Raw genomic sequence first — 23,836 nt, forward strand, 5'->3', positions numbered from 1 at the left:
GGGTCTCGGTATCCACGGGAGTATTGCGTATGAAAGCACGTGAGAGCCTAGTCCGACTGAAGGAATTTCAGGTTCGGGAAAAGCAGCGCCAGCTCAGCCAGCTTCAAATGATGATGGCCGAGTTCGAGCGCATGACCAAGGATCTGGAAAACCAGATCGTCTTCGAGGAGAAGAAGTCGGGAATTTCCGACCCTTCGCATTTCGCCTATCCCACCTTCGCCAAGGCTGCCCGCCAGAGGGCCGATAATCTCCAGGTTTCCATTCGCGAGCTGAAAATGCAGCAGGATGCGGCCGAGCTCGCGCTCGAGGAGGTGCAGGCGGAATATGCGAGGGCAGCAGCGCTCGAGGAGCGGGATACGGGTGCGCGGCTGCGCGCCTGAGAGAGCAGCTACGGCACCGCGTATCTGATGAGACGCGCGGTGCCTTACAGCGCCGCGCGTCTTATCAGACGCGCAAAGGGCGCTCTAACTTGTTGAATCGGCGCATTGTGCTTTTCGAAGATCGATTCCGATTGTCGGGCCGATGCGGCAGGAGAAGGGGTCCCTTGCACTATCAGCCCTGGATCACATCCCGCCACTCCGGATGGCGCATGACCTGAGCGCGCATGAACGGGCAGAGCGGGATGATCTTCCAGCTGCCCTTTCGGGCCTCTTCGATCGCGTGAAGGGCCAGCGCCTGGCCGACGCCTTTGCCGCGCAACGCGTCCGGAACGAAGGTGTGGTCCACGATTATGAGATGCGGCGACGACCTGGAATAGGTCATCTCACCGGTGTGGCCGTCGAGCGTCGCCGTGTAGCGGCCTTTTGTATTCGTTTCTTCCTGGGCGATGTCCATCGGGCGTCCTTCGTTCCCATGCGTTGGTGGCGATACGGTAGCTGCAGCATGATCTGATGGATGGTTTTATCGTCAAATCGGCTGAAACGAAACCGGCGGCTCAGGAGCACCCAAGCCGCCGGTTCGAATTATGGCCCTGCAGGGGATTGATCAGTGGCGATATTGCTGGATGCGCGTCGTGCGCAGGCCGGCGAGACCATGGTCATTTATCGAGGATTGCCAGGAGAGGAATTCCTCTACGGTCAGCGTGTAACGCTCACATGCCTCTTCGAGGCTCAGAAGGCCACCACGCACGGCGGCGACGACTTCAGCCTTCCTGCGGATGACCCAGCGCCGGGTATTGGCCGGCGGCAGGTCCGCGATCGTCAAGGGGCTGCCATCGGGGCCGATGACATATTTCACGCGTGGACGCATCATTTCGGTCATGGGACTCTCTACACAAACTCAAGACCATATGGCTGTGACCTTAGCTTGCCACATTTAATAATTGCCTAAACCGTTGATAACCATTTGATCATCATTTGAGCGGCCTCGGCCGCGGATGGTTCGCAAGGGTGGCTATTCGTGACGGAAGGAAACGGCAGGCCTTCCTAGAATTTCGGGACGCGGGCCATGCAATCACCACATTTCGCTTCGACTGGAATTCGCGACAGCGAGGCGCCGGATCAAACGGGCGTCCACGTGTATGCTCCCGGAATAAACCGGGGCGTCACGAAGTTTGCGGGCGGCGCGGCTCATGTCTGCGGCGCGGGCAGGGGGGCGCTTTCAGCCACCGGGCCAAGACCGCTTTAGTCTCCATAGCGGCGGCAACGCCGGCAGCACGGTGACCGGAATGAAGGATTCGAACGAACCGGCCTCGCGGCGCGAGGCCGAAGCAAACATGCCTTTCGAGATCGACCCCGCATCGGTGCGCACGGAGTACGAGCTCCTGCATCTGATGCGGCGGCTGATCTCCCGCTACGGATTCGCGCATTTCATGATCGCGCGTCTGCCTCTCGCCGACGAGCAGCGCTTTTCCGAACGTCTCGTGCTGAGCAATTGGCCCGCGGAGCTGGTACAGCAGTATGACGCCGGCGAGACGTTCCAGACCAGCGAACTGGTAGAGCGCCTGCGCCAGACGAAGCTGCCCGTCACCGGCGGCCCTGAACTCATGGAGCCCGCGGGCAGGGGCGCCGGCAAGGCCGCGGTTATCCGCCTCCCGCCCCATGCCGGTATGGGTCACTTCGCGGTGCTGCTGCACACGACCTATGGTGAGCCTTTTGTGGCAGTGCTCTCCGGCACGCGGGACGAACCGGCCGGCGCGGAGCGTGCGACGCTCTATCTGGCGCTATTGCAGCTTTTCGAATGCCTCGAGCGTACCTTCGATGCCGGCAGCGGCGCCCGCGAGAAGCTCTCGAGCCGGGAGGTCGAATGTCTGCGCTGGGCGGCGGCCGGAAAGAGCAGCGACGAGATCGCCATCATTCTCGGCATATCCGCCTATACGGTGAGCAGCTATTTCAAGAGCGCGACCCGCAAGCTCGACGCCGTCAACCGCATGCAGGCGATCGCCCGGGCGATGCGGATGAAGCTGATCTGACGGGTCGAGTGCTCGGCCGGCGTTCTGCCGTCCACTCTTGCCGTGACGGGCGCAAGTTTCTATATGTCGCGGCACGGAAAAGTCTGATGCATGCCGCCCGACACCGAGCAGCGGTTTTGGGATGACGGCATGCACGAAGAAAATACCAGAAGGGCGTAGACCCTACAGAATATGCCGCGCCGCCCTCATGTGCCGCCGTGCGGCCTCAAGCGTGAAACAGGGTGCCGGTACAGGAGCCGCGCCCGGATGCCGGATTGGATCCCGTGAACAGTCTCGATTTTGACCGCAAGCCCGAAGATACGCGCGTCGTCGTCGCCATGTCCGGCGGCGTCGACTCTTCCGTCGTGGCGGGGCTTCTCAAACGCGAGGGCTACGACGTTCTCGGCATCACGCTGCAGCTTTACGATCATGGCGCGGCGGTGCACAGGGCCGGCTCCTGCTGCGCCGGTCAGGATATCGACGACGCCCGCCGCGTCTGCGAGACGATCGGCATTCCGCATTATGTCCTCGATTACGAGGCGCGTTTCCGCGAGACGGTGATCAACCCCTTCGCCGAAAGCTATATCGCCGGCGAGACGCCGATCCCGTGCGTGGCCTGCAACCAGACGGTCAAGTTCGCCGACCTGCTTGCGACCGCCAAGGAGCTCGGCGCCGATGCGCTCGCCACCGGCCATTACATCCGTTCGCGGCCGAGCCCGAAGCCGCGTTATGCCGGCCAGCGCGCGCTCTACCGGCCGGCCGACGCCGAGCGCGACCAGAGCTATTTCCTCTTTGCGACAACGCAGGAGCAGATCGACTATCTGCGCTTCCCGCTCGGCGGTCTTCCGAAGAGCGAGACCCGGGCGCTCGCCGAGGAGATGGGCCTTGTCGTCGCCAAGAAGGCCGACAGCCAGGACATCTGTTTCGTGCCCCAGGGCAAATACAGCGACATCGTCTCGAAGCTGAAGCCGAACGCGGCGCTTGCCGGCGAAATCGTCCATCTCGACGGTCGCGTACTGGGCGCGCACGAGGGCATCCTGCATTACACGATCGGTCAGCGCCGCGGCATCGGTGTCGCGACCGGCGAGCCGCTTTATGTCGTCTACCTCGACGCCCGCTCGCGCCGCGTGATCGTCGGCCCGAAGGAGGCGCTGGAGACGCGCCGCGTCTACCTGCGCGACGTCAACTGGCTGGGTGACGAGGAACTGGAAGCGGCAGCCGGACAGGGCTTCGAATGCTTTGCCAAGGTGCGCTCCACCCGCCGCCCCGCGCCGGCGGTCCTCAAGAGCGATGCCGAAGGGCTATATGTCGAGCTCGTCGAAGGCGAGGCGGGTGTCGCGCCCGGCCAGGCCTGCGCGCTCTATTCCGGCACCGGCGAGGATGCGCGCGTCTATGGCGGCGGCTTCATCCGCAGGTCCGAGCGCGAGCCGGCCGCGGAAGCGGCGCTGAAGGCGCTCTTGCAGGCGCCGGCGGCAGCGTAAAGCGGGCGATTCCGGCGTGGCGGGAAAACATCGCTTTTTCCCGAAGACATTGCTTGACACTAGCCGGAACAGCGCCTTATAAGCCGCCCGACCAGCCAAGACGGGCTTCGTTCAGAAGCTTTCACGGCACCGGCGGCGGAGTAGCTCAGTAGGTTAGAGCAGAGGAATCATAATCCTTGTGTCGGGGGTTCGAATCCCTCCTCCGCTACCAATCCTTCCCGGTCCATTCTGGACACATAGGTAACCGGTTTATTCCTGAGACATTGGCCGGTGCGATCCTGCATATTGTCGCTGGGCGCGAGCAAGGTTCACCAAAACGGCTTGCCGGATCTGCGAGGGAGTGCCGGCCCTCCCGTCCACTCGATGAGCTTTCTTATTTTTCGAGCGCGCTCTATCACTCATAGCGCCTCGCTCTCGCTCTTGCGTGAAAGCTCTGAAGCCGCCACCAGAGCCAGTGGAAGCGCCGAGTCTTCTGCACTGAATTCTAACGTCGTTAAATGAGTTACTGTCAAAGGTCATACTCGAAAGATCATTAGAGTAGATTTCTGCCGGTTACTTGATCAAGACGGTTTTGGCCGTCGGTCGCTCCTGCGCCGGATCCATTCTCCCAACTTTATGACGAGAACTGTCATCGGCGTTGTCTACCCTTATTTCTCGCTCTGGAACTTAATTCTGCTGTAGTGGTTTCCCTGGAGGAAAGAACCTAAAGGAGAACTCCAAATGGCTGACAGAGGACCAACAGTAGTCAACACCGGGGGCAGCGGCGGTGGGTGGGCCGTCGCGGTAATCGTGATTCTGCTAGTTGTCGGAGCCTTGTTCCTGTTTGGCGGCGATCTCTTCGACGGCAGCGGCGGTGGTGGAAATACCGACGTCGACGTGAACGTGCCGAACGTTGAAGCGCCGCAGGCACCTTCAGGCGGACAGGAAACGCAGGCGCCTTCAGGCGGCGAGGGAACGTCGCCGGGCGGCGCTCAACAGTAGTCATCAACGTCGAGCCGTCCCTCGACGGCTTCCGGAACTGGCGAGCGCGCCTGGTGAGGCGTGGTTCATTTCTCCCGAAGCGCTCGCCCTGATGTCCTGCCGCCTGGTCCGTCCTCCCCGGCTCAAAGACGCGGAAGGGCGGAACTAATCCGCTCCCCTGCCGTTCAGATATGAGTTTAAGAAAACTCTCAAATGAGAGCATGGAGGAGAAGTCATGAGCATCGGCAGGCTTTTCGCGGCCGGGTTGATTTTGGGCGGCGCGGCGGCTGCTTTACCTTCTGCTTCGTCAGCCCAGTCATTCGACCTGTATATCGGTCCGGACGGTCCGCAGCTGCGTGATCGCAGATACGACGATGATGACTACGATTATCGTCCGTCTCGCGGCTGCAGCGAGCGTCAGGCCATCCGTCGTGCCTACCGGCTTGGAATCCGCGACCCGGATATCCGGTCGGTCACGCGGCGCGAGGTCGCGGTCGACGGTGTCGGCCGGCGCGGCCGGCTTACCACCGTCTATTTCGCAAATCGGCCGGGATGTCCTCGCATAGGTTGAGCCTCGTCTGCTACAGCGCCGCGCGTCTTATCAGACGCGCAAAGGTCGCCGTGGCACTTTGATCTGCTGCATGTTTTTGTCCTTTAATCGGATAGGATTAAAGGACACATGCAGTAGTCGCCGCGCGTTTCCGGACGCACGGCGCCATTTGGCATGCTGCTACAAACGCCAGCGCTCGGGCAAGGCGGTGCACTGGCTGTATGGAGGAGGCGGGCGACGGAACTTCCCGGGGCCGGCCTTGTTAGAGCAATTCCAGGAAAAGTGCGCAGCGGTTTTCCGTCCGGAGTTGCGGCAGAAGGGTGAGCAATTCCAGGAAAAGTGCGCAGCGGTTTTCCGTCCGGAGTTGCGGCAGAAGGGTGAGCAATTCCAGGAAAAGTGCGCAGCGGTTTTTCCGTCCGGAGTTGCGGCAGGAGGGTGAGCAATTCCAGGAAAAGTGCGCAGCGGTTTTCCGTCCGGAGTTGCGTCAACGAAAGGTTAGAGCATTGCCGGAGCGGAAATGCTCTGGATCACGATGTTTTTAGGACTGGTTGACCTAAAAACATGACCGTGATCGATTGCACGAAGTTGGAGCGGGATGCGGGCGGTAAACCGCACACACTTTTCCTCATCCCGCTCCGGGTCGGTCAGGAGGATCGCATGCCGGCGCCGAAAGAGATGGATTCCGCATTGACCAGTCTTCCCCTGAGAATCGGGGCCTATGTCCCCGACGATCTCCTGGAGGACTGGTTCGCCCCGGGAACGGGAATGAACCCGCCCTCGGAAAAGGCTTTGACCGAGGCAGCCGCATACGGCCGGCGGTTCGAGTGCGAATTCAAATATTATCCCGAGCGAAAGGAAGGGGTCTTCTGGAAATGGGTACCAGCCATCTGAACGAAGGCAATCTGGAGGCGAAGGCCATCAATGCCGTTATCGAAGAACTTCAGCGGCAGGCGGCAGAAAACCCTTCGAAGCTTCAGGTCCGCCAGGCGGGAGACAAGCTCGCGGTCAATGGAGAGATCGACGTCGATGCGGTGGTGATGGTGGTCGTAGGGTCGATGGCAGGCGGCCCTTGAGCCGCCTCCGCCTTCCTTCGGCCCTATGCCCTTGAGCCGGTCCGTTTCGGGTCTGCGCGAGCGCGTGCCATGCGCGCCCGCGAAGGGAGGGCCTCAGGAAGGATTGTCCTTGTCGCCCGTGGCGCTCGGCGGATTTTCGTCGATGGTATTGATGCCGTCGGCATTGACCTTGGTGTCCTCGATCCGGGTGGAATTGGTCGAGGAGAAGCGGTCGACATAGACGTAGAAAATCGCACTGGCGATTATGATGACGGCGGCGCCGATCAGCGCCAGTCGTTCCCAGCTTCTGCTCATGACATCACCTCCGGTCGCTCATGGTCGGAAACCGCAGCCGGCCGCAAAGGTTCCGGCCCGCGGGAGCCGCCGCCGGACTTGACGCGACGGGGGAACCATTTGTGCCCGTTCGACGTTAGAACCAACGCAGTTGGGAGGCGCAGGATGAGACACGCGGAAATCGGAAAGCTCGACAAATCCCAGGCCAGGCATGTCTGGGACGTGGCGGAGTATTGCAGGCGGACCGGCATCAACAAGGCCGAGGAACGCCGCCTGATCAGGGTTCTCGGGCGATTTGCATCCAGCCACGAGCTTCAGATGAACATCGTGCGTCCTCAGACGCGCATCCGCTGACATCTCCGCGTCTCCATCGCCATTGAATCATTCACTGTTTCGTCGAACAGTGAATTCAGCCGCAGGAGGCGCGCGTGTGGGCAACCCTGGCCGGTGCACTTCTTTTCATCAGCGGGCTTCTCTACATGGCATGGGAGGCGCTCGGACGGCGACGGCTGAGCGAGCCGCCGCAGCCCGCGGAACGCAATCCCAAGCAGACGCTTGAGCCGCGCGGGCAAGGCCTGCGTTTTCTGAGCCCGTTGCGCAATTGGCTGGGCGTCGCGCTCATGCTGGTCGGCGGAATTCTCCTGCTCTTCGGCATGCGCTGAAGCGGCGTGCCTTCATATTTCCGGCCGAACAAAGGACGGCTGACGGCGCGGCGCTCAGGCCGGGCCGATCTCGATCAGGAAAGCTTCCGAAGCGATGTCGGCCGAGAGCGTGAGCGTGCCCGGCTGGACGAGGACCGCCGCGTCGAGCCCGTGCAGGGTTGCGGAGACGCCTTCGGTCACGAGCGCAACGCTGCCGCGATGACAGAAGAGAACGAGATCGCGGGCGCTCGTCGTCACCGGTTGCGAGCCCTCGACATGAATCCTGCGCACGCGATGTTTCAAAGCCTGGCGGCGCGTCATCACATTGAGATCGGTGACCGGGCCATCCACGAGCGTCGCGGACGTCGGCACGTCGGCGGGGAAGGTGAGGGGGGTATCCGAGGTGGTCAGCAGTTTCGGTTGCCGGCCCTCGATCGCAAGCGTCATCCCGCTGCCCTCCAGGATCGATAGGGTGCGGTCGATGCCGGGAAAGATCGAGAAGGCGCCATTGGTGGCGACGGTCGCCATGCTTATGCGCCAGTCGAAATCGGCAATGGTGGCACGGTCCGGAGAGACGGCGATTTCCACCGTCTCTCCGCCGCCGTTCTTCCACGGCATATGCCTGTACTCGCTCGAGCGCAGAATTCGCATCATCGTCAGCCGAGCCATCCCATCGACGTTCCGACCCAAATGATCGGCGCCGTCACCACTATGCTCAATACGACGCGAATATACCAGATCACCAGAAGATCGCGAAAGCTGAGCGGGATCGAGGTCGCCAGCATGCAAGGGACCGAGGCGGACAGGAACAGGACCTGACTGACCGATACCACCGCGACCAGGAACTTCACCTCGGGCACGGCCTCCTTGAGCAGGATGGCGGGCAGGAACATCTCGGCGAGCCCTGAGGCGAGCGCCTTTGCCGCCTGCATCGGCTCGCCGAACTGCGCGAGCCAGGTGAAGGGGTAGAGCGTCAGGCCGAGAATGTCGAAGATCGGCGTGAACTTGGCGGCGAGAAGCCCGATGAGCCCGACAGCCATGATGCTCGGCAGGATCATCGCCGCCATGCGCAGTCCGTCGAGGAAGCTTTCGCGTAGCAGCGTCGGCAGGGCCTTGGCGATTGCTGCCTGTTCCAGGCCCGTCTCGACGGCGACGCTCAGGCGGCTGCGGCCCGGGGGCAGCGGCTGGTCCCGATCGCCCTCGTGCGCAAGCCGGGAAAGCGGCCAGATCCGGGCGGTGATCGCAGAAACGATGAATGTGACGACAAGCGTCGTCCAGAAGTAGAAATTCCAGATATCCATGAGCCCCAGCGTCTTCGCCACGATGATCATGAACGTAGCCGACACGGTGGAAAAGCCTGTCGCGATGATCGCCGCTTCGCGCACCGTGTACTTGCCTTCGCGGAACACGCGGTCGGTGATCAGGAGCGCAAGGGAGTAGCTGCCGACGAAGGAAGCGACGGCGTCGATGGCGGACCAGCCCGGCGTACGCCAGATCGGCCGCATCACGGGCTGGACGAGCACGCCGGTGAATTCGAGAAGGCCGTAGCCGATCAGGAAGGCGAGTGCCAAAGCGCCGATGGGTACGATCAGCCCGACCGACAGCACCAGCTTGTCGAAGAGGAAGGGCAGCATGTCGGGGGCGAAGAAGACCTCGGGCCCGATGCCGGCGAGATAAAGGCCGGCAAGGACCAGTCCGAGGACGCGCAGGACCGAAAACACGGCATCGGTCGTCGTCTTGCGCCAGGTGCCCTTCGCGATGGGGCCGAAGGCGCCGTAAGCCATCAGCAGCAATACGAAGCCGATCGCCACCGGCCGCGCATGGGTCGATATGGCGGTTGCCGCATGGTCGAGCAGGATCGTCGACTTGCCGTTGATTTCGACCGGCACGAAGAACAGGAATATGCCGATGAGGCTGAAAAGGATGAGCCGCAATGCGGCGCCGCCGCGCGAGCCCCCTGCCTCGGTGGTGATGTGCGTCATGTAGTCTCCTCCCTTCCTTGTTCAGAGCGGGTTACAGCTGCCCGTGTGCCGGCGCGGCTCGCATCAGCCGCCGCATCCGGTCAAAGTCTTCGTTCATCGGGCGATCGTCGCGATAGGCGGGGATCGCCGAGCGTATGTGCCCGTAAAGGGCAGCGGTGCGTTGCGCCTTGCCCTGCGCTTGCGGCTGCAGCTCATAGGCCTGTGCGGCCGCAAGCAGTTCGATCGCCAGTATCCGCTCGAGATTGTCGACGATCGAGAGCGCTTTCCAGGCGGCCGGTGTCGCATGGGTGAGCATGTCTTCCTGAAGCGCGGAGGTGATGCCGCCGTCGAGACTGGCGGGTGCCGCGAGCCGCCGGTTTTCCGCTACGAGCGCGGCAGCCGTGTACTGCGCGATCATGTAACCCGAGGAAACGCCGCTATCGCCGGCGAGGAAGGCAGGAAGACCGCTCACCAGAGGGTTCACCAGCCGGTCGATGCGGCGCTCGGAAATTGCTGCGACTTCCGCCACTGCGACGGCGAGGCTGTCCATTGCAAGGCCAAGCGCGGCACCGACGGCATGGGCTTGCGAATGCACCTCGGGTGCCTCCGGCGAACCGGCAACGGCCGGGTTGTCGGTAACGCTTGCGAGTTCGCGGTCGACGATTTCGGCCACCTGGCCGAAAGCGTCGCGGACGGCGCCATGCACCTGCGGTACGGCCCTGAGACTGAGCGGATCCTGGGTGCGGGTCCCGGCCGTACCTGCGAGCATCGGGCTATCCGCCAGCCAGTCGCGCAGACCCTCGCCGACCGCGCTCAGGCCAGGGGATTGCCGCAGTGCCAAGGGCAACTCGGCAAAGGCATTGGCTTGGCTGCCGAGGTTTTCGTAAGTCATCGCCGCGGCTGCATCCGCCCAGGCGAAGAGCCTTTCCGTGCGTGCGAGCGCCAGCGCCGCCAGACCGGTGGCGCATGGGGTCCCGTTGACGAGGCTCAGGCCTTCTTTCGCTTCGAGCCGCAAGGGCGCAAGCCCCAGACGGGCGAGGGCATCGGCGCCGCTCAGTCTTTCCGTCCCCTGCATGGCCGAGCCCTGACCGATCAGCACGAGGCCGATCGCGGCGGCGTGGGTTAGATATCCGACCGAGCCCCGCGACGGAATGAGAGGGATGATGTCGGCATTGAGCAGCGCCAGGAGCATTTCGGCCGTCTCGACCCGCACGCCGGAATAGCCGTGGGCGAAGTTGGCTATCTGTGCTGCCATGACGGCCCGGGCTTCCACTCGACCGAGCGGATCTCCGACGCCGCAAGCGTGGCTCAGGATGATGTTGCGCGAGAGCGCCTGCTGGTTCTCACGGCTGATGATGACATCGCATAGCGCGCCAACGCCGGTGTTGATGCCGTAACCGCGGATGCCGCGCTCCACCAATGCGTCGACGATCCGGCGGGCCTGGGCGATCCGCCGGCGCGCCGGTCCGGACAGGTCCAGAGAGGCGCCCTCGGCGATCGAAGCGATCTCGCGCCAGGTAAGCGGTCCATCGAGCGAAATCATCTCACCCATGGGTCTGCGGCCTTTCGTGCCGGCGCTGGACGAATCGGGCAACATAGTCGTTGGCAGGGTTGTCGAGAATATCGTTCGGTGTGCCGACCTGACCGTCCCTCAGGATCGCGATCTCCGACCCGATGCGCAGGGCCTCGTCGAGATCATGGGTGATGAAGACGATGGTCTTCGCAAGATTCCGCTGGAGTTGCAGCAACTGGTCCTGCATGTCGCCGCGGATCAGTGGGTCAAGGGCACTGAACGCCTCGTCCATCAGGATCACATCCGTGTCGGCAGCGAGCGCTCGTGCAAGGCCGACGCGCTGCTTCATGCCGCCCGAGAGCTGATGAGGAAATTTCGCGTCGTAGCCCGAGAGGCCCACAGTATCGATCCATTTCATGCCGATGTCGCGGGCATCGTCCTTCGACACGCCGCGCACGCGCTGGCCGTAGACGACATTCTGGAGCACGGTCCGATGCGGCATCAGGGCAAAGCTCTGGAAGACCATGCTGACGCGCCGCATGCGGAAGGCGCGCAGCGCCTTCGCACCGAGGTCGAGGATATTGTCGCCGTCGAAGAGGACCTCGCCGCTCGTCGGTTCGATCAGCCGGTTGATGTGGCGCACCAGCGTCGACTTGCCCGATCCGGAAAGCCCCATGATCACGAAGATCTTTCCGGCGCCGATCTTGAGGCTGACATCGTTGAGGCCCACGGTGCAGCCGGACCTGGACAGGATGTCGGCTTTATCGAGCCCGTCCTCGACCATGGCGAGCGCCTTCTTCGCGTCATGCCCGAAGATCTTGTAGACGTTCCGGATCTCTATATCAGCCATTGCGGGCGTCCTCCGTCCGGGGCTTGCCGAAGCCTTGCGTGATACGGTCGAGCACGACCGCCAGAATGACGATGCCGATGCCGGCCTCGAGGCCCTTGCCGACGTCGAGCGTCTGAATGCCGTTCAGCACCTGTTCGCCGAGGCCGCGTGCGCCGATCATCGAGGCGACGACGACCATCGACAGCGCCATCATGATCGTCTGATTGAGGCCGGCCATGATCGTCGGCGTCGCAAGGGGCAGTTCGACGCCGAAGAGAATCTGTCCCGGGCTGCCGCCGAACGCCGTCGCAGCTTCGACGACTTCCGCATCAACCTGGCGGATGCCGAGATCGGTGAGCCGGATCAGCGGCGGGACGGCGTAGATAATGGTCGCGAGGATTGCCGGGACCTTGCCGAGCCCGAAGAGCATCAGCGCCGGGATGAGATAGACGAAGCTCGGCATGGTCTGCATGACATCGAGCACCGGCAGAGTGATGTTGCGGACGACGCGGCTCTTCGCGACGAGAATCCCCATGGGCACGCCGATCACCACCGAGACGATGGTCGCCATCAGCATCAGGGCGAGCGTCTGCATCGTCAGATCCCAGAGTCCGAGGACGCCGACGGTAACCAGCAACGCGCCTACGGCCAGCGTCAGCGACCAGCGCCGCGAACTCCGCCAGGCAAGCGCCATGAAGGCGAGAATGACGAGCCACCAGCGCAGGCCGCGCAGGATCCATTCGATGAACAGAACGGCCTTCAGGATGACGCCGCTGATCGCCTTGAAGACCCAGCCATAATTGGTGACGAGGGCCTGGATGAAGTCGTTCACCGGCGCGCGGATCGAGAGATTGAGAGAGTCCGGAAACATCGGATATCGTTCCTTGTTCAGGTGGGAGGCGGGAAGCCAAGACCCTCCTGGCCCGGGGAAGCAGCCTTTCGCCTACGATCGCAGCGCCCCGCCTGGTGGCGGGGCGCTGCGATTGCCGGCCGGAAAGGGCCACCGTTACTTGAGACCGGCTTCGATCTTGCCGCGCGCCTCGTCCGAGACCCACTTGCTCCAGATGTCGCCTTTGGTTTTCAGGAATTCGGCGGCAGCCGCCGTGGCGTCGACCTTGTTGTCGGCCATATAGGCGAGGCTGGCGTTGACCTCATCGAGCGGGAATGTTGCCTTTTCCAGGATCTCGACGATTTCCGGAGCTTCGGAAGCGAAGGTGCTGTTCACGCCATAGGCCACGTCGACGGAGGGAAAGGCGCAGCCTTCGTCACGTTTGCCGTTGGCGGTGCTCAGTTCTTTCCAGCAGGCTTCGTTATAGGCCGGCTCTTCGAGCTGGATCAGCTTGAATTTCCCCATGATCGCGGTCGGCGACCAGTAATAGAAGAGGATCGGCTCGCCCTGAAGATAGGCAGAGGTAATCGCCGCGTCGAGCGCTGTCCCCGTTCCGGGGCGGAAGTTCACATAGGTCTCACCGAGCTTGTAGGCCTCGAGCTTGGCGGTGCTCACGCCCTCGCAGGTCCAGCCGGAGGGGCAGTTGAGGAAGCGGCCTTTGGATGGCTCTTCCGGATCGGCGAAAATCTCGGCGATCTTCGGATCGGTAAGCTGTGATACGCTTTTCAGGTCCGGCGCCTTGGCTTCGATATTGCGAGCGGGATCGCCGTGGACGACGTAGTCCGGCACGAACCAGCCTTCGCTGGCGCCTACGAAGGTCTTGCCGACGGCAACCACCTTCTTTTCTTCCACCGCCTTGTTCCAGACGTCCGAACGGCCGAGCCATTCCTCGGCGAAAATCTGCACGTCGTTGTTGGCGGTTGCCTGTTCGAGAGTCACGGAATTGCCGGGGATCGAGTCGACCTGGCAGTCGTATCCCTTGGAAAGGATCGTTTTCATGACCTCGGTGATGAAGGCGCCGCTTTCCCAGTCGATGCCGGCGAAGGTCACGGTCTTGCCGTCGCCGCAATAGGAAGCATTGGCGCCGCTGGCGGAAGCCGCCAGCATCAGGCCGGCGGCAGCGAAGGTGAGTCTCATTGTGCTGATCGACATGCGCATTCCCCTTTTTTAAATTGCGATTCTTCGATTGCTATTTGAGCTTGTTCAGAACGCGCGCGAAGGCGCGGTCGATATCTTCCTCCCGGTCATGCCGTCCATTGCGGATCTTCCATTCGCCCGCGATCATGACGTCGCGAACCGTATCCCCGCCGAGTGCGAAGAGCCAGCGGTCGAGAATCTGGTTGCCGCTTGCCGCGGCGATATAGGGATTGGAGCCGTCGAGAACGACGAGGTCGGCCATGGCGCCGGCGCGGATGCCCGGCTCTTCCATTCCGGCCGCTTGTCCGGCCGCTTGGGCGCCGCCCGCAAGCGCCGCATCGAAGATTGACCTGCCGACGGAGGCGCCGGGCGCGGCGAGCCGGTTGCGCCTGCGGTCGCGCAGGCGCTGGCCGTATTCGAGGAGCCGAAGCTCTTCCGCGACGCTCGTCGCGACATGGCTGTCGGTCCCGACCCCGAAGCGGCCGCCTGCGGCAACAAAGTCGACCGCGGGAAAAATTCCGTCGCCGAGATTGGCCTCGGTCGCGGGGCAAAGGCCGGCGACCGCTCCCGAATGGGCGAGCCGTCTCGTCTCGTCGGGCGTCATGTGCGTCGCGTGGATCGCGCACCAGCGCTCGTCCACCGGCATGTTGTCGAGGAGCCATTCGACCGGGCGCCGGCCGCTCCAGGCCAGGCAATCTTCCACTTCGCGGGGTTGCTCGGCGACATGGATGTGGATGGGGCCGGTGAGGGGCGACGATTGCAGGATCGCGCGCATTTCTTCCGGCGTCGCCGCCCGCAGCGAATGGATGGCATAGCCAAGCCTCGCGCCTGTCGCATTGCAAGCGGGCGAGAGCCGCTCGAGCAGCGCGAGGAAGCGGTCCGGATCATGAAGGAAGGGGCGCTGCCCCGCGCTCGGCACAGCGCCGCCGAAATTGGCATGGGCGTAGAAGACCGGCAGATGGGTGAGGCCGATGCCGGTCGTCTGCGCGGCCCTTAGTATCCGCAGCGACATTTCCGCCGGGTCCGCGTAAGGCGTGCCGTCGAGCTGATGATGAAGGTAGTGGAATTCGACGACACGGCCGAAGCCGCCCTTCAGCATTTCCACATAGAGCTTGGCGGCGATCGCCTCGAGATCGTCCGGGTCGACCAGACCGACGGTGCGATACATCTCCTCCCGCCAGGTCCAGAAGCTGTCGTCGCCTGTTCCGGCCACTTCCGCAAGGCCGGCCATCGCACGCTGGAAGGCGTGGGAATGCAGGTTGGCCATCGCCGGCACAATGGGTCCGGATAGATGCTCGGCGCCCGGCGCCTTCGATTGCCCTGCTTCCACCGCGAGAATGCGTCCCGCCGCGTCGACGGAGATCGCGACGTTCTCGGACCAACCGGTCGGCAGCAGCGCCTGTTCGGCAAACAGTCGATGGGCGGACGAAGCTGTCATGAGAGCCGTTCCTGTACGTGGTTGTATATGGAACTATAGATATTTTGTTGTGGCGCGCAAGTTGGAAATAAAGGAAAACAATCGCTGATTTGCCGGGCCGGCGGCGCCCGGCCGCAACGGAGCATCGCATGGCGGTATTGGGGCGCAAGAGCGACAGGGCGGTTTTCGACGACGGGCCGGTACCGCGCTATGAGGCGGTCAAGCAGTTCATCCGCAGCCGCATCGAAAGCGGCGAATGGCCGCCGCACCATCGCGTACCGTCCGAAAACGATATCGTCGCCGATCTCGGCGTCAGCCGGATGACCGCCAATCGCGCACTTCGCGAACTGGCGAGCGAGGGTGCGATCACGCGGGTCCAGGGAGTAGGGTCCTTCGTGGCTGCCCACAAGGGCAGTACGGCCCTTCTCGAGGTGCGCAATATCGCCGACGAGATTCGCGAGCGCGGCCACAGGCATACCTCGCGGATCACGCTGCTTGAGGAGGAGCAGGCAAGCACCGAGGTCGCGGAGGCGCTCGGGCTTGCGGCGAAAGCGCGGGTCTTTCACTCGATCATCGTCCACGCGGAGGACGACGTTCCGATCCAGATCGAGGATCGTTTCGTCAATCCCGCAATCTGCCCCAATTACCTGGAACAGGATTTTACCAGCATGACCCCGAACGTCTATCTGACGTTGGTGGCGCCGATCACGCGGACGGAGCAGATCGTCGAAGCCGTTCTGCCGAAGCCGTGGGAATGCAAGCTTCTTTCGATCGGCCGCGGCGAACCGTGCCTGATGATCCGTCGACGGACCTGGTCGGAAGCTGCAAATGTAACGGTCGCGTGGCTCACCTATCCGGGCACGCGCTATCGTCTGGAAGGTGTTTCGCAGTAAGAACGACACCATCGCAGAGACGGGAAGGAAATGATGGAAGACGAATTGCTGAAGCGCCGCACGCAGCTTGCGAGGCCGGACGTGTCGATCGAAGAGGCGCAGGCAATCCTGGCCCAACATTACGGCCTTTCCGGCGATCTCACCGAACTCGGCAGCCAGCAGGACCGCAACTACCGCGTCGACACAAGCGAGGGGCCTTTTGTCCTGAAGATCGCGAGAGCCGAATATGCGCGGGTTGAGATCGAAGCCCAGAATGCCGCGTTGCGGCATGTCGCTACCAGGCCCGATGCTCCCAAAGTGCCCGAAGTGGTGTCCGCCCTGAGCGGCGAGGAAATCGTTACCGCAGCCGTTCGCGAGGAAACCTATCAGTTCCGCTTGCTCACCTATCTGGACGGCACGCCTCTGACGCGCCGCAGGCACCTGGCCGTGGAAACCGTGGCGGCACTCGGCGATGTTGCAGGCCGGTTGGCGGTCGCACTCAGGGATTTCGATCATCCGGGGCTCGAGCGGGAGCTGCAATGGGACCTCAGAAGGGCAGGGCCGGTGGCGCTTCACCTGCTTTCGGCCATGAGCGACGTCGATCTGCGCAAGCGCATTGCCGAGGCGATGGTCGGCGCCATGCGCAGGGTTCAGCCGCTGATGCCGGAGCTGCGCCTGCAGGCGATCCATCAGGACGTCACCGACGACAATGTCGTGAGCCGCGCGGACAGGAGCGGGCGCCTCATCCCGGACGGCGTCATCGATTTCGGCGACGTGCTGAAAGGGTGGGTGGTCGCCGATCTTGCCGTTACCTGCGCATCGCTGCTGCATCATGCGGGGGGAGATCCCTTCCATATCCTGCCGGCGGTGAAGGCGTTCCATGCCGTCTGCCCTTTGACGGATGCCGAATTGAAGGCGCTCTGGCCGCTGATCGTTGCGCGTGCCTGCGTTCTCGTGGCAAGCACGGCGCAGCAGCTCGAGGTCGATCCGGAAAATGCCTATGTCGAAGGCAATGCCGCGCATGAGCGGGAAATCTTCGACGTTGCCGTTTCCGTGCCTCTCGAGCTCATGGAACATGCGATCGGAGAGGCTGTGGAGCGGTCGCCGCAGCTTTCTCCGCCCGGGATGGGCCGCCGGCTGCTGCCCGAGCTCGACCCTTCGGAAATCGGCATCGTCGATCTCTCCGCGCTCGGCCCGCACCTTCCTGCCGACCGCTGGCATTACGAAGACACCGAAGCCCTGCTCCTGCAATCGGCGGCGCGTGCTGCCGGTGCCGCGGCCACGCGCTATGGCGAATACCGGCTGACGGAAACCAGGCTCCTGCAGGCGAGCGCCCCCCGGACATTCGCCCTGCACGTGGATTTATGCCTGCATGGGCAGACTGCCTTGCACGCGCCTTTTGCCGGCCGGCTCCACCAGCGCGGCGGCAAGCTGATCTTATCGGGCGAAGGTCTCCATCTCCATCTTTACGGCGTCGAGGCAGCCGACCTCGCCGAAGAGGCGTTCGAGGCGGGCGCACGGATCGGCGTGGTCCCCGGCGATCCGTCGGCCCTGGGGTTCATGCGCGTTCAGCTTTGCACTACGCCGGAGTTGGACCCGCCCGCCTTCGCTGCATCGCATCAGGCGGGGGCATGGCGCCGGCTTTGCCCGTCGCCCTCGCCCATCCTGGGCTTCGATTGCGATGCGGCCTTGCCGGACGCGGCCGGGCTCCTCGAGCGCCGCCGCCGGCACTATGCCCGGCCGCAGAAGAACTATTACCGCACGCCGCCGCAGATCGAGCGCGGCTGGAAGGAGCATCTCTTCGACGTCGAGGGCCGCGCTTACCTCGATATGGTCAACAACGTCACCCTCGTCGGCCACGGGCATCCGCGCCTGTCGGCTGCGGTCGGGCGGCAATGGTCGCTGCTCAACACCAATTCGCGGTTCCACTATGCTGCCGTGACGGAGTTTTCGGAGCGCCTTGCGGCGCTTGCGCCGGAAGGGCTCGACACTGTCTTTCTCGTCAACAGCGGATCCGAGGCGAACGATCTCGCCATCCGGCTCGCCTGGGCCCATTCCGGAGCGCGCAACATTATCTCGCTGCTCGAGGCCTATCATGGCTGGACGGTCGCGAGCGACGCCGTTTCCACCTCGATCGCCGACAATCCGCAGGCGCTGACGACGCGCCCCGACTGGGTCCATCCCGTCGTCTCGCCGAACACCTATCGCGGCCCGTTCCGCGGGGAGGATTCGACGGTGGGCTATGTCGATGCCGTGTCTCGAAAGCTCGCGGAATTGGACGAGAAGGGCGGGAAGCTCGCCGGCTTCATCTCGGAACCGGTCTACGGCAATGCCGGCGGCATTCCGTTGCCTTCCGGCTATCTGGAAGCGGTCTACGCCATGGTCCGGGAGAGGAGCGGCGTCTGCATCGCCGATGAGGTGCAGGTCGGCTACGGGCGGCTCGGCCATCATTTCTGGGGTTTCGAGCAACAGGGCGTCGTGCCCGATATCATCACCGTCGCCAAGGGCATGGGCAACGGCCATCCGCTGGGCGCGGTCATCACCCGGCGCGAGATTGCCGATGCGCTGGAGAAGGAAGGCTATTTCTTCTCTTCCGCCGGCGGCAGCCCCGTGAGTTCCGTCGTCGGCTTGACTGTCCTCGACATTCTTCACGACGACGCCCTGCAGGAAAATGCCCGCGCGGTCGGCACCCATCTCAAGAGCCGGCTCGAGGCGCTCGAGGACCGGTTTCCGCTCGTCGGCGCCGTTCACGGCATGGGGCTTTACCTGGGCGTCGAATTCGTCCGCGACCGCGAAACGCTCGAACCGGCCACCGAGGAAACCGCGGCGATCTGCGACCGCCTTCTCGATCTCGGCATCGTCATGCAGCCGACCGGAGACCATCTGAACGTCCTGAAGATCAAGCCGCCGCTTTGCCTCGCCCGGGAGAGCGCCGATTTCTTCGCCGATATGCTGGGCCGGGTGCTCGAAGAGGGATGGTAGGAAAAAGGCGCCGCCGGGATTCCCGGCGGCGCGTGCTGCATGTTTTTGGCCCTCAATCGGCTGCGATCGAAGGAAACATGCAGTAGGTCAGCGGACCGGCGGCGCGTAGACCAGGCCGCCGTTGTTCCAGAGCTTGTTGAGACCGCGATCGATCCTGAGCGCGCTCTCCTTGCCCAGGTGGCGCTCGAAGATCTCGCCATAATTGCCGACCGCGGCCACCGTCTGGTAGGCCCATTTCGGATCGAGCCCGAGCGCCTTGCCGGCTTCGTTGTCGATGCCGAGGAAGCGCTTTTGTGCGGCGGTTCCGCTTTCGAGGAGCGAAGCGGCATTTTCCCGGGTGATGCCCAGCTCCTCTGCCTCTATCATCGCGAAGAGCGTCCAGCGAACGACCTTGAACCATTGATCGTCGCCCTGGCGGACGGCAGGGCCGAGCGGCTCCTTGGAAATGACCTCCGGCAGGACGACGAAGCGGTCAGGGTCGTTGAGCGTCAGCCGCTGCGAATAGAGCGCGGAGGCATCGGTGGAATAGACGTCGCAGCGCCCGGAATTGAAGGCCTGGATCGTCTGGTCCGCCTTTTCGAAGGCGATCACCTGATACTCGATCTTGTTGGCGCTGAAATAGTCCGCCATGTTCTGTTCGGTCGTGGTGCCGGTCTCCGTGCAGACGGAGGCGCCCGAGAGCTCCTTGACGCTCTTCACGCCGATATCGCCGCGCACCATGAAGGCCTGGCCGTCATAATAGTTCACGCCGACGAAGCTCATGCCCAGATCCGTGTCGCGCGAAAGCGTCCAGGTGGTCTGGCGCGAAAGCAGGTCGACCTCGCCGGACTGCAGCGCGGTGAAGCGCTCCTTGGTCGAAAGCGGCACATATTTCACCTTGTCCGGGCTTCCGAGCGTGGCGGCCGCGACCGCACGGCAGAAATCGATGTCGAAGCCGGACCACTCGCCCTTGTCGTCCGGGGCAGAGAAGCCGAGCACGCCCTGGCTCACGCCGCAACGCAGCTCGCCGCGTTGCTTGACGACGTCGAGGGTTGCGGCCTGCGCCGTGGTGCCGGCAAGAAACGCCGTCGCAAATAATGCCAAAATTCCGGTTTTCATCGTCCCGTTCTCCTCCGTTTTTTGAGACGCAACTATCGGGTTCCGGAACGCGTGCGTCCCGGAGTTGTCTGGTTTTTCGGTGGTGCTTCTACCTCGTGCTTATCCCGCTTGCGCCAGCACGGCCCCGAATGTTTCCTCGAGCACGGCAATCAGATGATCCGCATCCCGCTTCGAAAAGATCATCGGCGGTCGCATCTTCAGCACGTTGTCATGTGGGCCCTCCGTGCCCATCAGCACGCCGCGCTGGCGGGCTCCGTTCGCGACGGCCCGGGCGATCTCCGTCGCCGGCGCCCTGGTCCTGCGGTCGCTGACGAGCTCGATGCCGAGGAAAAGGCCGAGGCCGCGGACGTCGCCGATGACCTCGTAGCGCTCCTGCATGGTCCGGAAGGCGGTGAGAAGATGATTGCCGATATCGAGCGCATTGCGGCGCAGGTCCTCGCCTTCGATGACGTCGAGCACGGCGAGACCGACGGCGCAGGATACCGGGTTGCCGCCGAAGGTGTTGAAATACTCCATGCCATTGTCGAACGACGCCGCGATCTCTCGCGTGGTGACGACCGCGGCAAGCGGATGACCGTCGCCGATCGGCTTGCCCATGGTGACGATATCAGGGACGACGCCTTGCGTCTCGAAGGCCCACCAATGGCTGCCGACCCGGCCGAAGCCGACCTGCACCTCGTCGGCGATGCAGACGCCGCCGGCCTCCCGAACCATGCGGTAGACGTCCTTGAGGTAGCCGTCCGGCAGAAACACCTGGCCTGCGACGCTCGGAATGGATTCGGCGAGGAAGAAACCCGGCGCTTCGCCTTGGGCGCGCATCGCCGCGATCAGCTCGGCCACGTTTTCGGCGAAGCGCTTGCCGTGTTGCTCCGGCGGCCAGGCGGCCGGCGCGTGGTAACTGTCCGGAACGGCCGCCACGTGAACATGCGGCTTCTGGCCCTTTCCGCCCTTGCGGCGAAATTTGTATGCGCTGAGATCGATCAGCTCCTGCGTCGTGCCGTGATAGGCCCAGTCCAAAACGACGGCGTTTTCGCGGCCCGTATGGGCGCGCATCAGGCGCAGGGCGAGACTGTTGGCTTCGGAGCCGCTGTTGGCGAAGGCGGCGACGGCGAGTTCCTTCGGCATCGTGGCCGTCAGCCGCTCGGCATAGGCGACGATGTTGTCGTGCAGGTAGCGCGTGTTGGTGTTGAGCGTCCCTGCTTGCCGGGCCAATGCCTCCACCACGGCCGGATGGGCGTGACCGATGTGGCAGACATTGTTGAAGCAGTCGAGATAGGCGCGGCCGCGATCGTCGATCAGCCAGACGCCTTCGCCGCGCACGAACTTGATCGGTTTCTCATAGGAGATCGACAGGTTCGGCAGCAGCAGATCTTTCCGCCGCCTGATGATCTCCTCGTGGGGGCGGCCGCTCCGGTCGTAGAATTCCCGCGCAATGCCGGCAAATGTGCTCGCGTCGGGGAAGAGCTCCGCCCAGACGTCGAGATAGCGCTCCTCGCCGACGCCGAGGATGTCCGTCGCTGCGAGACTTGTGTCGGTGGAGATCTGCAGATGCAGATGCGGCGCCCAGCCGCCGTTTTCTTCCGGTGCGCCCATTTCACCGACAAGCGCGCCGGCCTCCAGCCTGTCGCCGGCCTTCAGCCGACCGACGGCCTCATGGGCAAGATGCCCCCAGAGTGTCAGGAAAGGCGGGCAACCGTCGGGTTCATGGCGCAGCGCGATAAGGCAACCGTATCCGAGCGGATCCTTCTCGATCTCGACGCTCGCGACGGTGGCTGCAAGCGGCGTATGGACCTTGGTGCCGGCGGTCTTGAAGAGGTCGAGGCCGAGATGGCGCGTGCGGCGGGTCTCTTCGATCAGGCGGGAGACGAACATCTCGCCCGAATAGACGGTGCGGGCTTCACCCCAGGGGCCGATGCCGAGCTCGACGCCGGTCGTGCGGCAATGCTCTTCCCATACCGATTGCGCGTCATGCGGCCGTCCGTCCGCCGAACTGACGGTCATCGGATGCGTCGGATCGCCATAGGGGACGAGAGCGGCGGGATAGGTCGCGGCTGGACGATCGAGAAGCGGCAGGAGGCTTTTGCGATTTTCGCCGATCCAGGAGGCGACGGCGTGCGCTCCGGCGACTGTCTCGAAACCGCAGGCCTTTCTCAGGATCGCGGTGGCGAAACGCGGGTTCATCGCATCGAGCTTGCGCAGCAGCGCCCAGGCAGGTCTTTCGCTGATCGCGAGATAGGGATTGTCGGCGGTATGCGCCCGGCGTGATGCGGAGATCGTCACCGAGGTGACCAGCCGCATGGCAATCAGGTCGAAGAGGAGACCGACTTCCTCTTCGAGAAGGGCGTATTCGGCATGGTACCCATCGGCGATCGCAGCCGCAGCGCCGATCGGATCGGGGTGGTCGAGGCCGGCATAGGCGGCGGCGATCGCGACTTCGGCAATGACGGGTGCGTAGAGGGCGTCGCCGAAGTCGATGATACCGGAAATGCGGTCTCGGTCGTCCTCGTCGATGAGGACGTTCCAGTCGTTTGCGTCATTATGGATGACGGCGGAGCGCAGCATCGGGAGCCGCGGGGCGACCCGCTCGTCGAAGCGGTCGAGAAAGCGCTGGAGAAGAGCACGATCCTGGAGATCGGCCACATGTGCGAGCCGTCCGGCAGAACGTCCGGCATTGCGTATGTCCCAGTCGAGGTCGCGCAGTGCGCCCGGATGCATGAAGCCCTTGAGCGAGGCATCGAAGCGGCCGAGCATCCGGCCGAGGGAGTGAAGCGCTCCGTCGCTGCGATCGGACTGCGCGAGCGGAGTTCCCGGAACCCAGGTGACCAGCCGCAATCGATGGACCATCCCGCGCCTCGTGGTCGCCGCGAGGTTCGCACCGGACAGTGTCGGCTGCAGATGCGGGACCGGCAGGTCCCCTGCATTTTCGCCGGCGTGCTTCAGCAGCGCTGTCTGGAAGTCGCTTTCGATTTCCGGCTCGGCGCCGTTGACGATCTTCAGAATGTAGCAGCGGCCCTCGCCGGTATTGACCTTGAAGTTCTGGTCCCGCTCGCTGTCCAGCGGCTGAAGTGACCCGTTCAGGCCGAAGTGCTGCTTAAGGAGGGCCTGCGCTTCCTCGGTCGTGAAATCCGGCGTCGTTTTCAGCATGTCGTTCATGGAGACCCCCGCTCTCGGTCCACGAGAGTTGCACGCCCGCCCAGTATGTGCATCCGGCATTTCGCCGGTTGCACCGGCACTTTGTTTATAATAACCGTCATCTTGCCGGCGCCGCTCGACAGCCGCCCGGCAGTCCCTCTGGCCGGCCGCAGGAGGCAGGAAATCGACGCGACAGACCGAACGATCCTCAGCATATTGAGCCGCGAGGCGCGTATTCCCATGAAGTCGCTTGCCGGGCGTATCGGGTTGTCTCGCAGTGCGACGGCCGAGCGCGTCGCGCGGTTGGAAAAGGCCGGCGTCATTCGCGGCTATCGCGCCGACATCGGCCAGTTGGAGGAGGGGCAGATCGAGGCTTTCCTGCTGGTGACGCTGAAGCGGACGCCCTCGCTCGGCGTGCTCGACCGGCTGGCCGGGTTTTCCTCCGTCAGGCGCGTTTTCTCAGTCAGCGGCCAGCTCGATCTCGTGGTGGAAGTGAAGGTCGCGTCGATCAATGCGCTGAACGAACTGCGCAACGAAGTGGCGCAGCTCGACAATGTCGAGGATCTGACGACGTCGATCGTCCTGCGCCGTGATATCGAACGAAGCTGAGCGTCTACGCTCTTCCAGGCGGAAAACCGC

24 protein-coding genes and 1 tRNA gene are annotated in these 23,836 nt (G+C 63.5%); 13 read left to right on the forward strand and 12 right to left on the reverse strand.

The window, feature by feature from the left end; translation table 11 throughout:
• Positions 1–29: 29 nt before the first annotated feature.
• On the forward strand, positions 30–380 hold the full coding sequence (locus M1D34_RS01390) for a hypothetical protein (protein WP_003527555.1): 351 nt from the start codon (positions 30–32) through the stop codon (positions 378–380).
• Positions 381–552: 172 nt separating this feature from the next.
• Here the strand turns inward: M1D34_RS01390 and M1D34_RS01395 are convergent, their stop codons facing one another.
• Positions 553–834: a GNAT family N-acetyltransferase gene (locus M1D34_RS01395; protein WP_003527553.1), complete on the reverse strand. Its 282-nt coding sequence runs from the start codon at positions 832–834 to the stop codon at positions 553–555.
• Between the two features lie 150 nt (positions 835–984).
• Entirely contained in the window at positions 985–1,260 is a 276-nt protein-coding gene (gene sciP, locus M1D34_RS01400; protein WP_003527546.1) for a CtrA inhibitor SciP, read from the reverse strand.
• Between the two features lie 406 nt (positions 1,261–1,666).
• Here sciP and M1D34_RS01405 point away from each other — a divergent pair, with 406 nt between their 5' ends.
• The 7 genes from M1D34_RS01405 (at position 1,667) to M1D34_RS01435 (ending at position 6,453) form a co-directional block, all read left to right on the forward strand.
• The gene (locus M1D34_RS01405; RefSeq protein ID WP_153313672.1) at positions 1,667–2,410 is read left to right on the forward strand and encodes a helix-turn-helix transcriptional regulator; all 744 of its coding nucleotides are present in this window, start codon (positions 1,667–1,669) and stop codon (positions 2,408–2,410) included.
• Between the two features lie 263 nt (positions 2,411–2,673).
• Positions 2,674–3,870: a tRNA 2-thiouridine(34) synthase MnmA gene (mnmA, locus tag M1D34_RS01410; protein ID WP_013844832.1), complete on the forward strand. Its 1,197-nt coding sequence runs from the start codon at positions 2,674–2,676 to the stop codon at positions 3,868–3,870.
• A gap of 134 nt (positions 3,871–4,004) precedes the next feature.
• Positions 4,005–4,081: transfer RNA gene (locus M1D34_RS01415), tRNA-Met, on the forward strand.
• A gap of 509 nt (positions 4,082–4,590) precedes the next feature.
• Complete coding sequence (locus M1D34_RS01420) at positions 4,591–4,851, forward strand: hypothetical protein (RefSeq protein ID WP_003527539.1); 261 nt, start codon at positions 4,591–4,593, stop codon at positions 4,849–4,851.
• A 214-nt stretch (positions 4,852–5,065) separates the two neighbouring features.
• The gene (locus M1D34_RS01425; RefSeq protein WP_498780325.1) at positions 5,066–5,401 is read left to right on the forward strand and encodes a hypothetical protein; all 336 of its coding nucleotides are present in this window, start codon (positions 5,066–5,068) and stop codon (positions 5,399–5,401) included.
• A 636-nt stretch (positions 5,402–6,037) separates the two neighbouring features.
• Complete coding sequence (locus tag M1D34_RS01430; protein ID WP_014526973.1) at positions 6,038–6,271, forward strand: hypothetical protein; 234 nt, start codon at positions 6,038–6,040, stop codon at positions 6,269–6,271.
• Entirely contained in the window at positions 6,253–6,453 is a 201-nt protein-coding gene (locus M1D34_RS01435) for a hypothetical protein (RefSeq protein ID WP_018096871.1), read from the forward strand. The genes M1D34_RS01430 and M1D34_RS01435 overlap by 19 nt, the downstream gene beginning before the upstream one ends.
• Positions 6,454–6,546: 93 nt before the next feature.
• Here the strand turns inward: M1D34_RS01435 and M1D34_RS01440 are convergent, their stop codons facing one another.
• Positions 6,547–6,747 (reverse strand): hypothetical protein, encoded by a 201-nt coding sequence (locus tag M1D34_RS01440; RefSeq protein ID WP_153313670.1) that lies wholly within the window; start codon positions 6,745–6,747, stop codon positions 6,547–6,549.
• Between the two features lie 144 nt (positions 6,748–6,891).
• On the opposite strand from M1D34_RS01440, the gene M1D34_RS01445 reads away from it, so the two are divergent.
• Both M1D34_RS01445 and M1D34_RS01450 read left to right on the forward strand, forming a co-directional pair.
• Positions 6,892–7,080 carry a hypothetical protein gene (locus M1D34_RS01445; RefSeq protein ID WP_003527526.1) on the forward strand — a complete coding sequence of 63 codons (189 nt, stop codon included), beginning with the start codon at positions 6,892–6,894 and terminating at the stop codon, positions 7,078–7,080.
• 53 nt (positions 7,081–7,133) lie between these two features.
• Complete coding sequence (locus tag M1D34_RS01450) at positions 7,134–7,388, forward strand: hypothetical protein (RefSeq protein ID WP_003527524.1); 255 nt, start codon at positions 7,134–7,136, stop codon at positions 7,386–7,388.
• A gap of 54 nt (positions 7,389–7,442) precedes the next feature.
• On the opposite strand, the gene M1D34_RS01455 is transcribed toward M1D34_RS01450, so the two are convergent.
• The 7 genes from M1D34_RS01455 to hutF all read right to left on the reverse strand — a co-directional run bounded on the left by M1D34_RS01455 (position 7,443) and on the right by hutF (position 15,134).
• Complete coding sequence (locus M1D34_RS01455; RefSeq protein ID WP_003527522.1) at positions 7,443–8,036, reverse strand: HutD/Ves family protein; 594 nt, start codon at positions 8,034–8,036, stop codon at positions 7,443–7,445.
• Positions 8,024–9,349, reverse strand: a complete 1,326-nt coding sequence (locus M1D34_RS01460; RefSeq protein WP_153313669.1) for a YjiH family protein — start codon at positions 9,347–9,349, stop codon at positions 8,024–8,026. The genes M1D34_RS01455 and M1D34_RS01460 overlap by 13 nt, the downstream gene beginning before the upstream one ends.
• Positions 9,350–9,380: 31 nt before the next feature.
• The gene (locus tag M1D34_RS01465) at positions 9,381–10,880 is read right to left on the reverse strand and encodes an HAL/PAL/TAL family ammonia-lyase (protein WP_153313668.1); all 1,500 of its coding nucleotides are present in this window, start codon (positions 10,878–10,880) and stop codon (positions 9,381–9,383) included.
• A complete protein-coding gene (locus tag M1D34_RS01470; RefSeq protein WP_498780330.1) occupies positions 10,873–11,691 on the reverse strand; it encodes a quaternary amine ABC transporter ATP-binding protein in 819 nt (272 codons plus the stop codon). The genes M1D34_RS01465 and M1D34_RS01470 overlap by 8 nt, the downstream gene beginning before the upstream one ends.
• A complete protein-coding gene (locus M1D34_RS01475) occupies positions 11,684–12,541 on the reverse strand; it encodes an ABC transporter permease (protein ID WP_498780332.1) in 858 nt (285 codons plus the stop codon). Before M1D34_RS01475 ends, M1D34_RS01470 begins: the two co-directional genes overlap by 8 nt.
• Before the next feature lie 135 nt (positions 12,542–12,676).
• Entirely contained in the window at positions 12,677–13,711 is a 1,035-nt protein-coding gene (locus tag M1D34_RS01480; protein ID WP_498780334.1) for an ABC transporter substrate-binding protein, read from the reverse strand.
• A gap of 37 nt (positions 13,712–13,748) precedes the next feature.
• On the reverse strand, positions 13,749–15,134 hold the full coding sequence (gene hutF, locus M1D34_RS01485; protein WP_498780336.1) for a formimidoylglutamate deiminase: 1,386 nt from the start codon (positions 15,132–15,134) through the stop codon (positions 13,749–13,751).
• 128 nt (positions 15,135–15,262) lie between these two features.
• Between hutF and hutC the strand changes: the two genes are divergently transcribed.
• Both hutC and M1D34_RS01495 read left to right on the forward strand, forming a co-directional pair.
• A complete protein-coding gene (hutC, locus tag M1D34_RS01490; protein ID WP_003527510.1) occupies positions 15,263–16,006 on the forward strand; it encodes a histidine utilization transcriptional repressor HutC in 744 nt (247 codons plus the stop codon).
• 30 nt (positions 16,007–16,036) lie between these two features.
• Positions 16,037–18,967, forward strand: coding sequence for an aminotransferase (locus M1D34_RS01495; protein WP_498780338.1), 2,931 nt, complete (start codon positions 16,037–16,039; stop codon positions 18,965–18,967).
• A gap of 87 nt (positions 18,968–19,054) precedes the next feature.
• Here M1D34_RS01495 and M1D34_RS01500 read toward each other — a convergent pair whose 3' ends face one another.
• Complete coding sequence (locus tag M1D34_RS01500) at positions 19,055–20,065, reverse strand: amino acid ABC transporter substrate-binding protein (protein ID WP_498780340.1); 1,011 nt, start codon at positions 20,063–20,065, stop codon at positions 19,055–19,057.
• Positions 20,066–20,164: 99 nt separating this feature from the next.
• Positions 20,165–23,218: an aminotransferase class III-fold pyridoxal phosphate-dependent enzyme gene (locus tag M1D34_RS01505; RefSeq protein ID WP_498780342.1), complete on the reverse strand. Its 3,054-nt coding sequence runs from the start codon at positions 23,216–23,218 to the stop codon at positions 20,165–20,167.
• 45 nt (positions 23,219–23,263) lie between these two features.
• Here M1D34_RS01505 and M1D34_RS01510 point away from each other — a divergent pair, with 45 nt between their 5' ends.
• Positions 23,264–23,806 (forward strand): Lrp/AsnC family transcriptional regulator, encoded by a 543-nt coding sequence (locus tag M1D34_RS01510; protein ID WP_003527502.1) that lies wholly within the window; start codon positions 23,264–23,266, stop codon positions 23,804–23,806.
• Positions 23,807–23,836 lie beyond the last annotated feature (30 nt).

The sequence above is a fragment of the Ensifer sp. D2-11 genome (assembly GCF_054161295.1).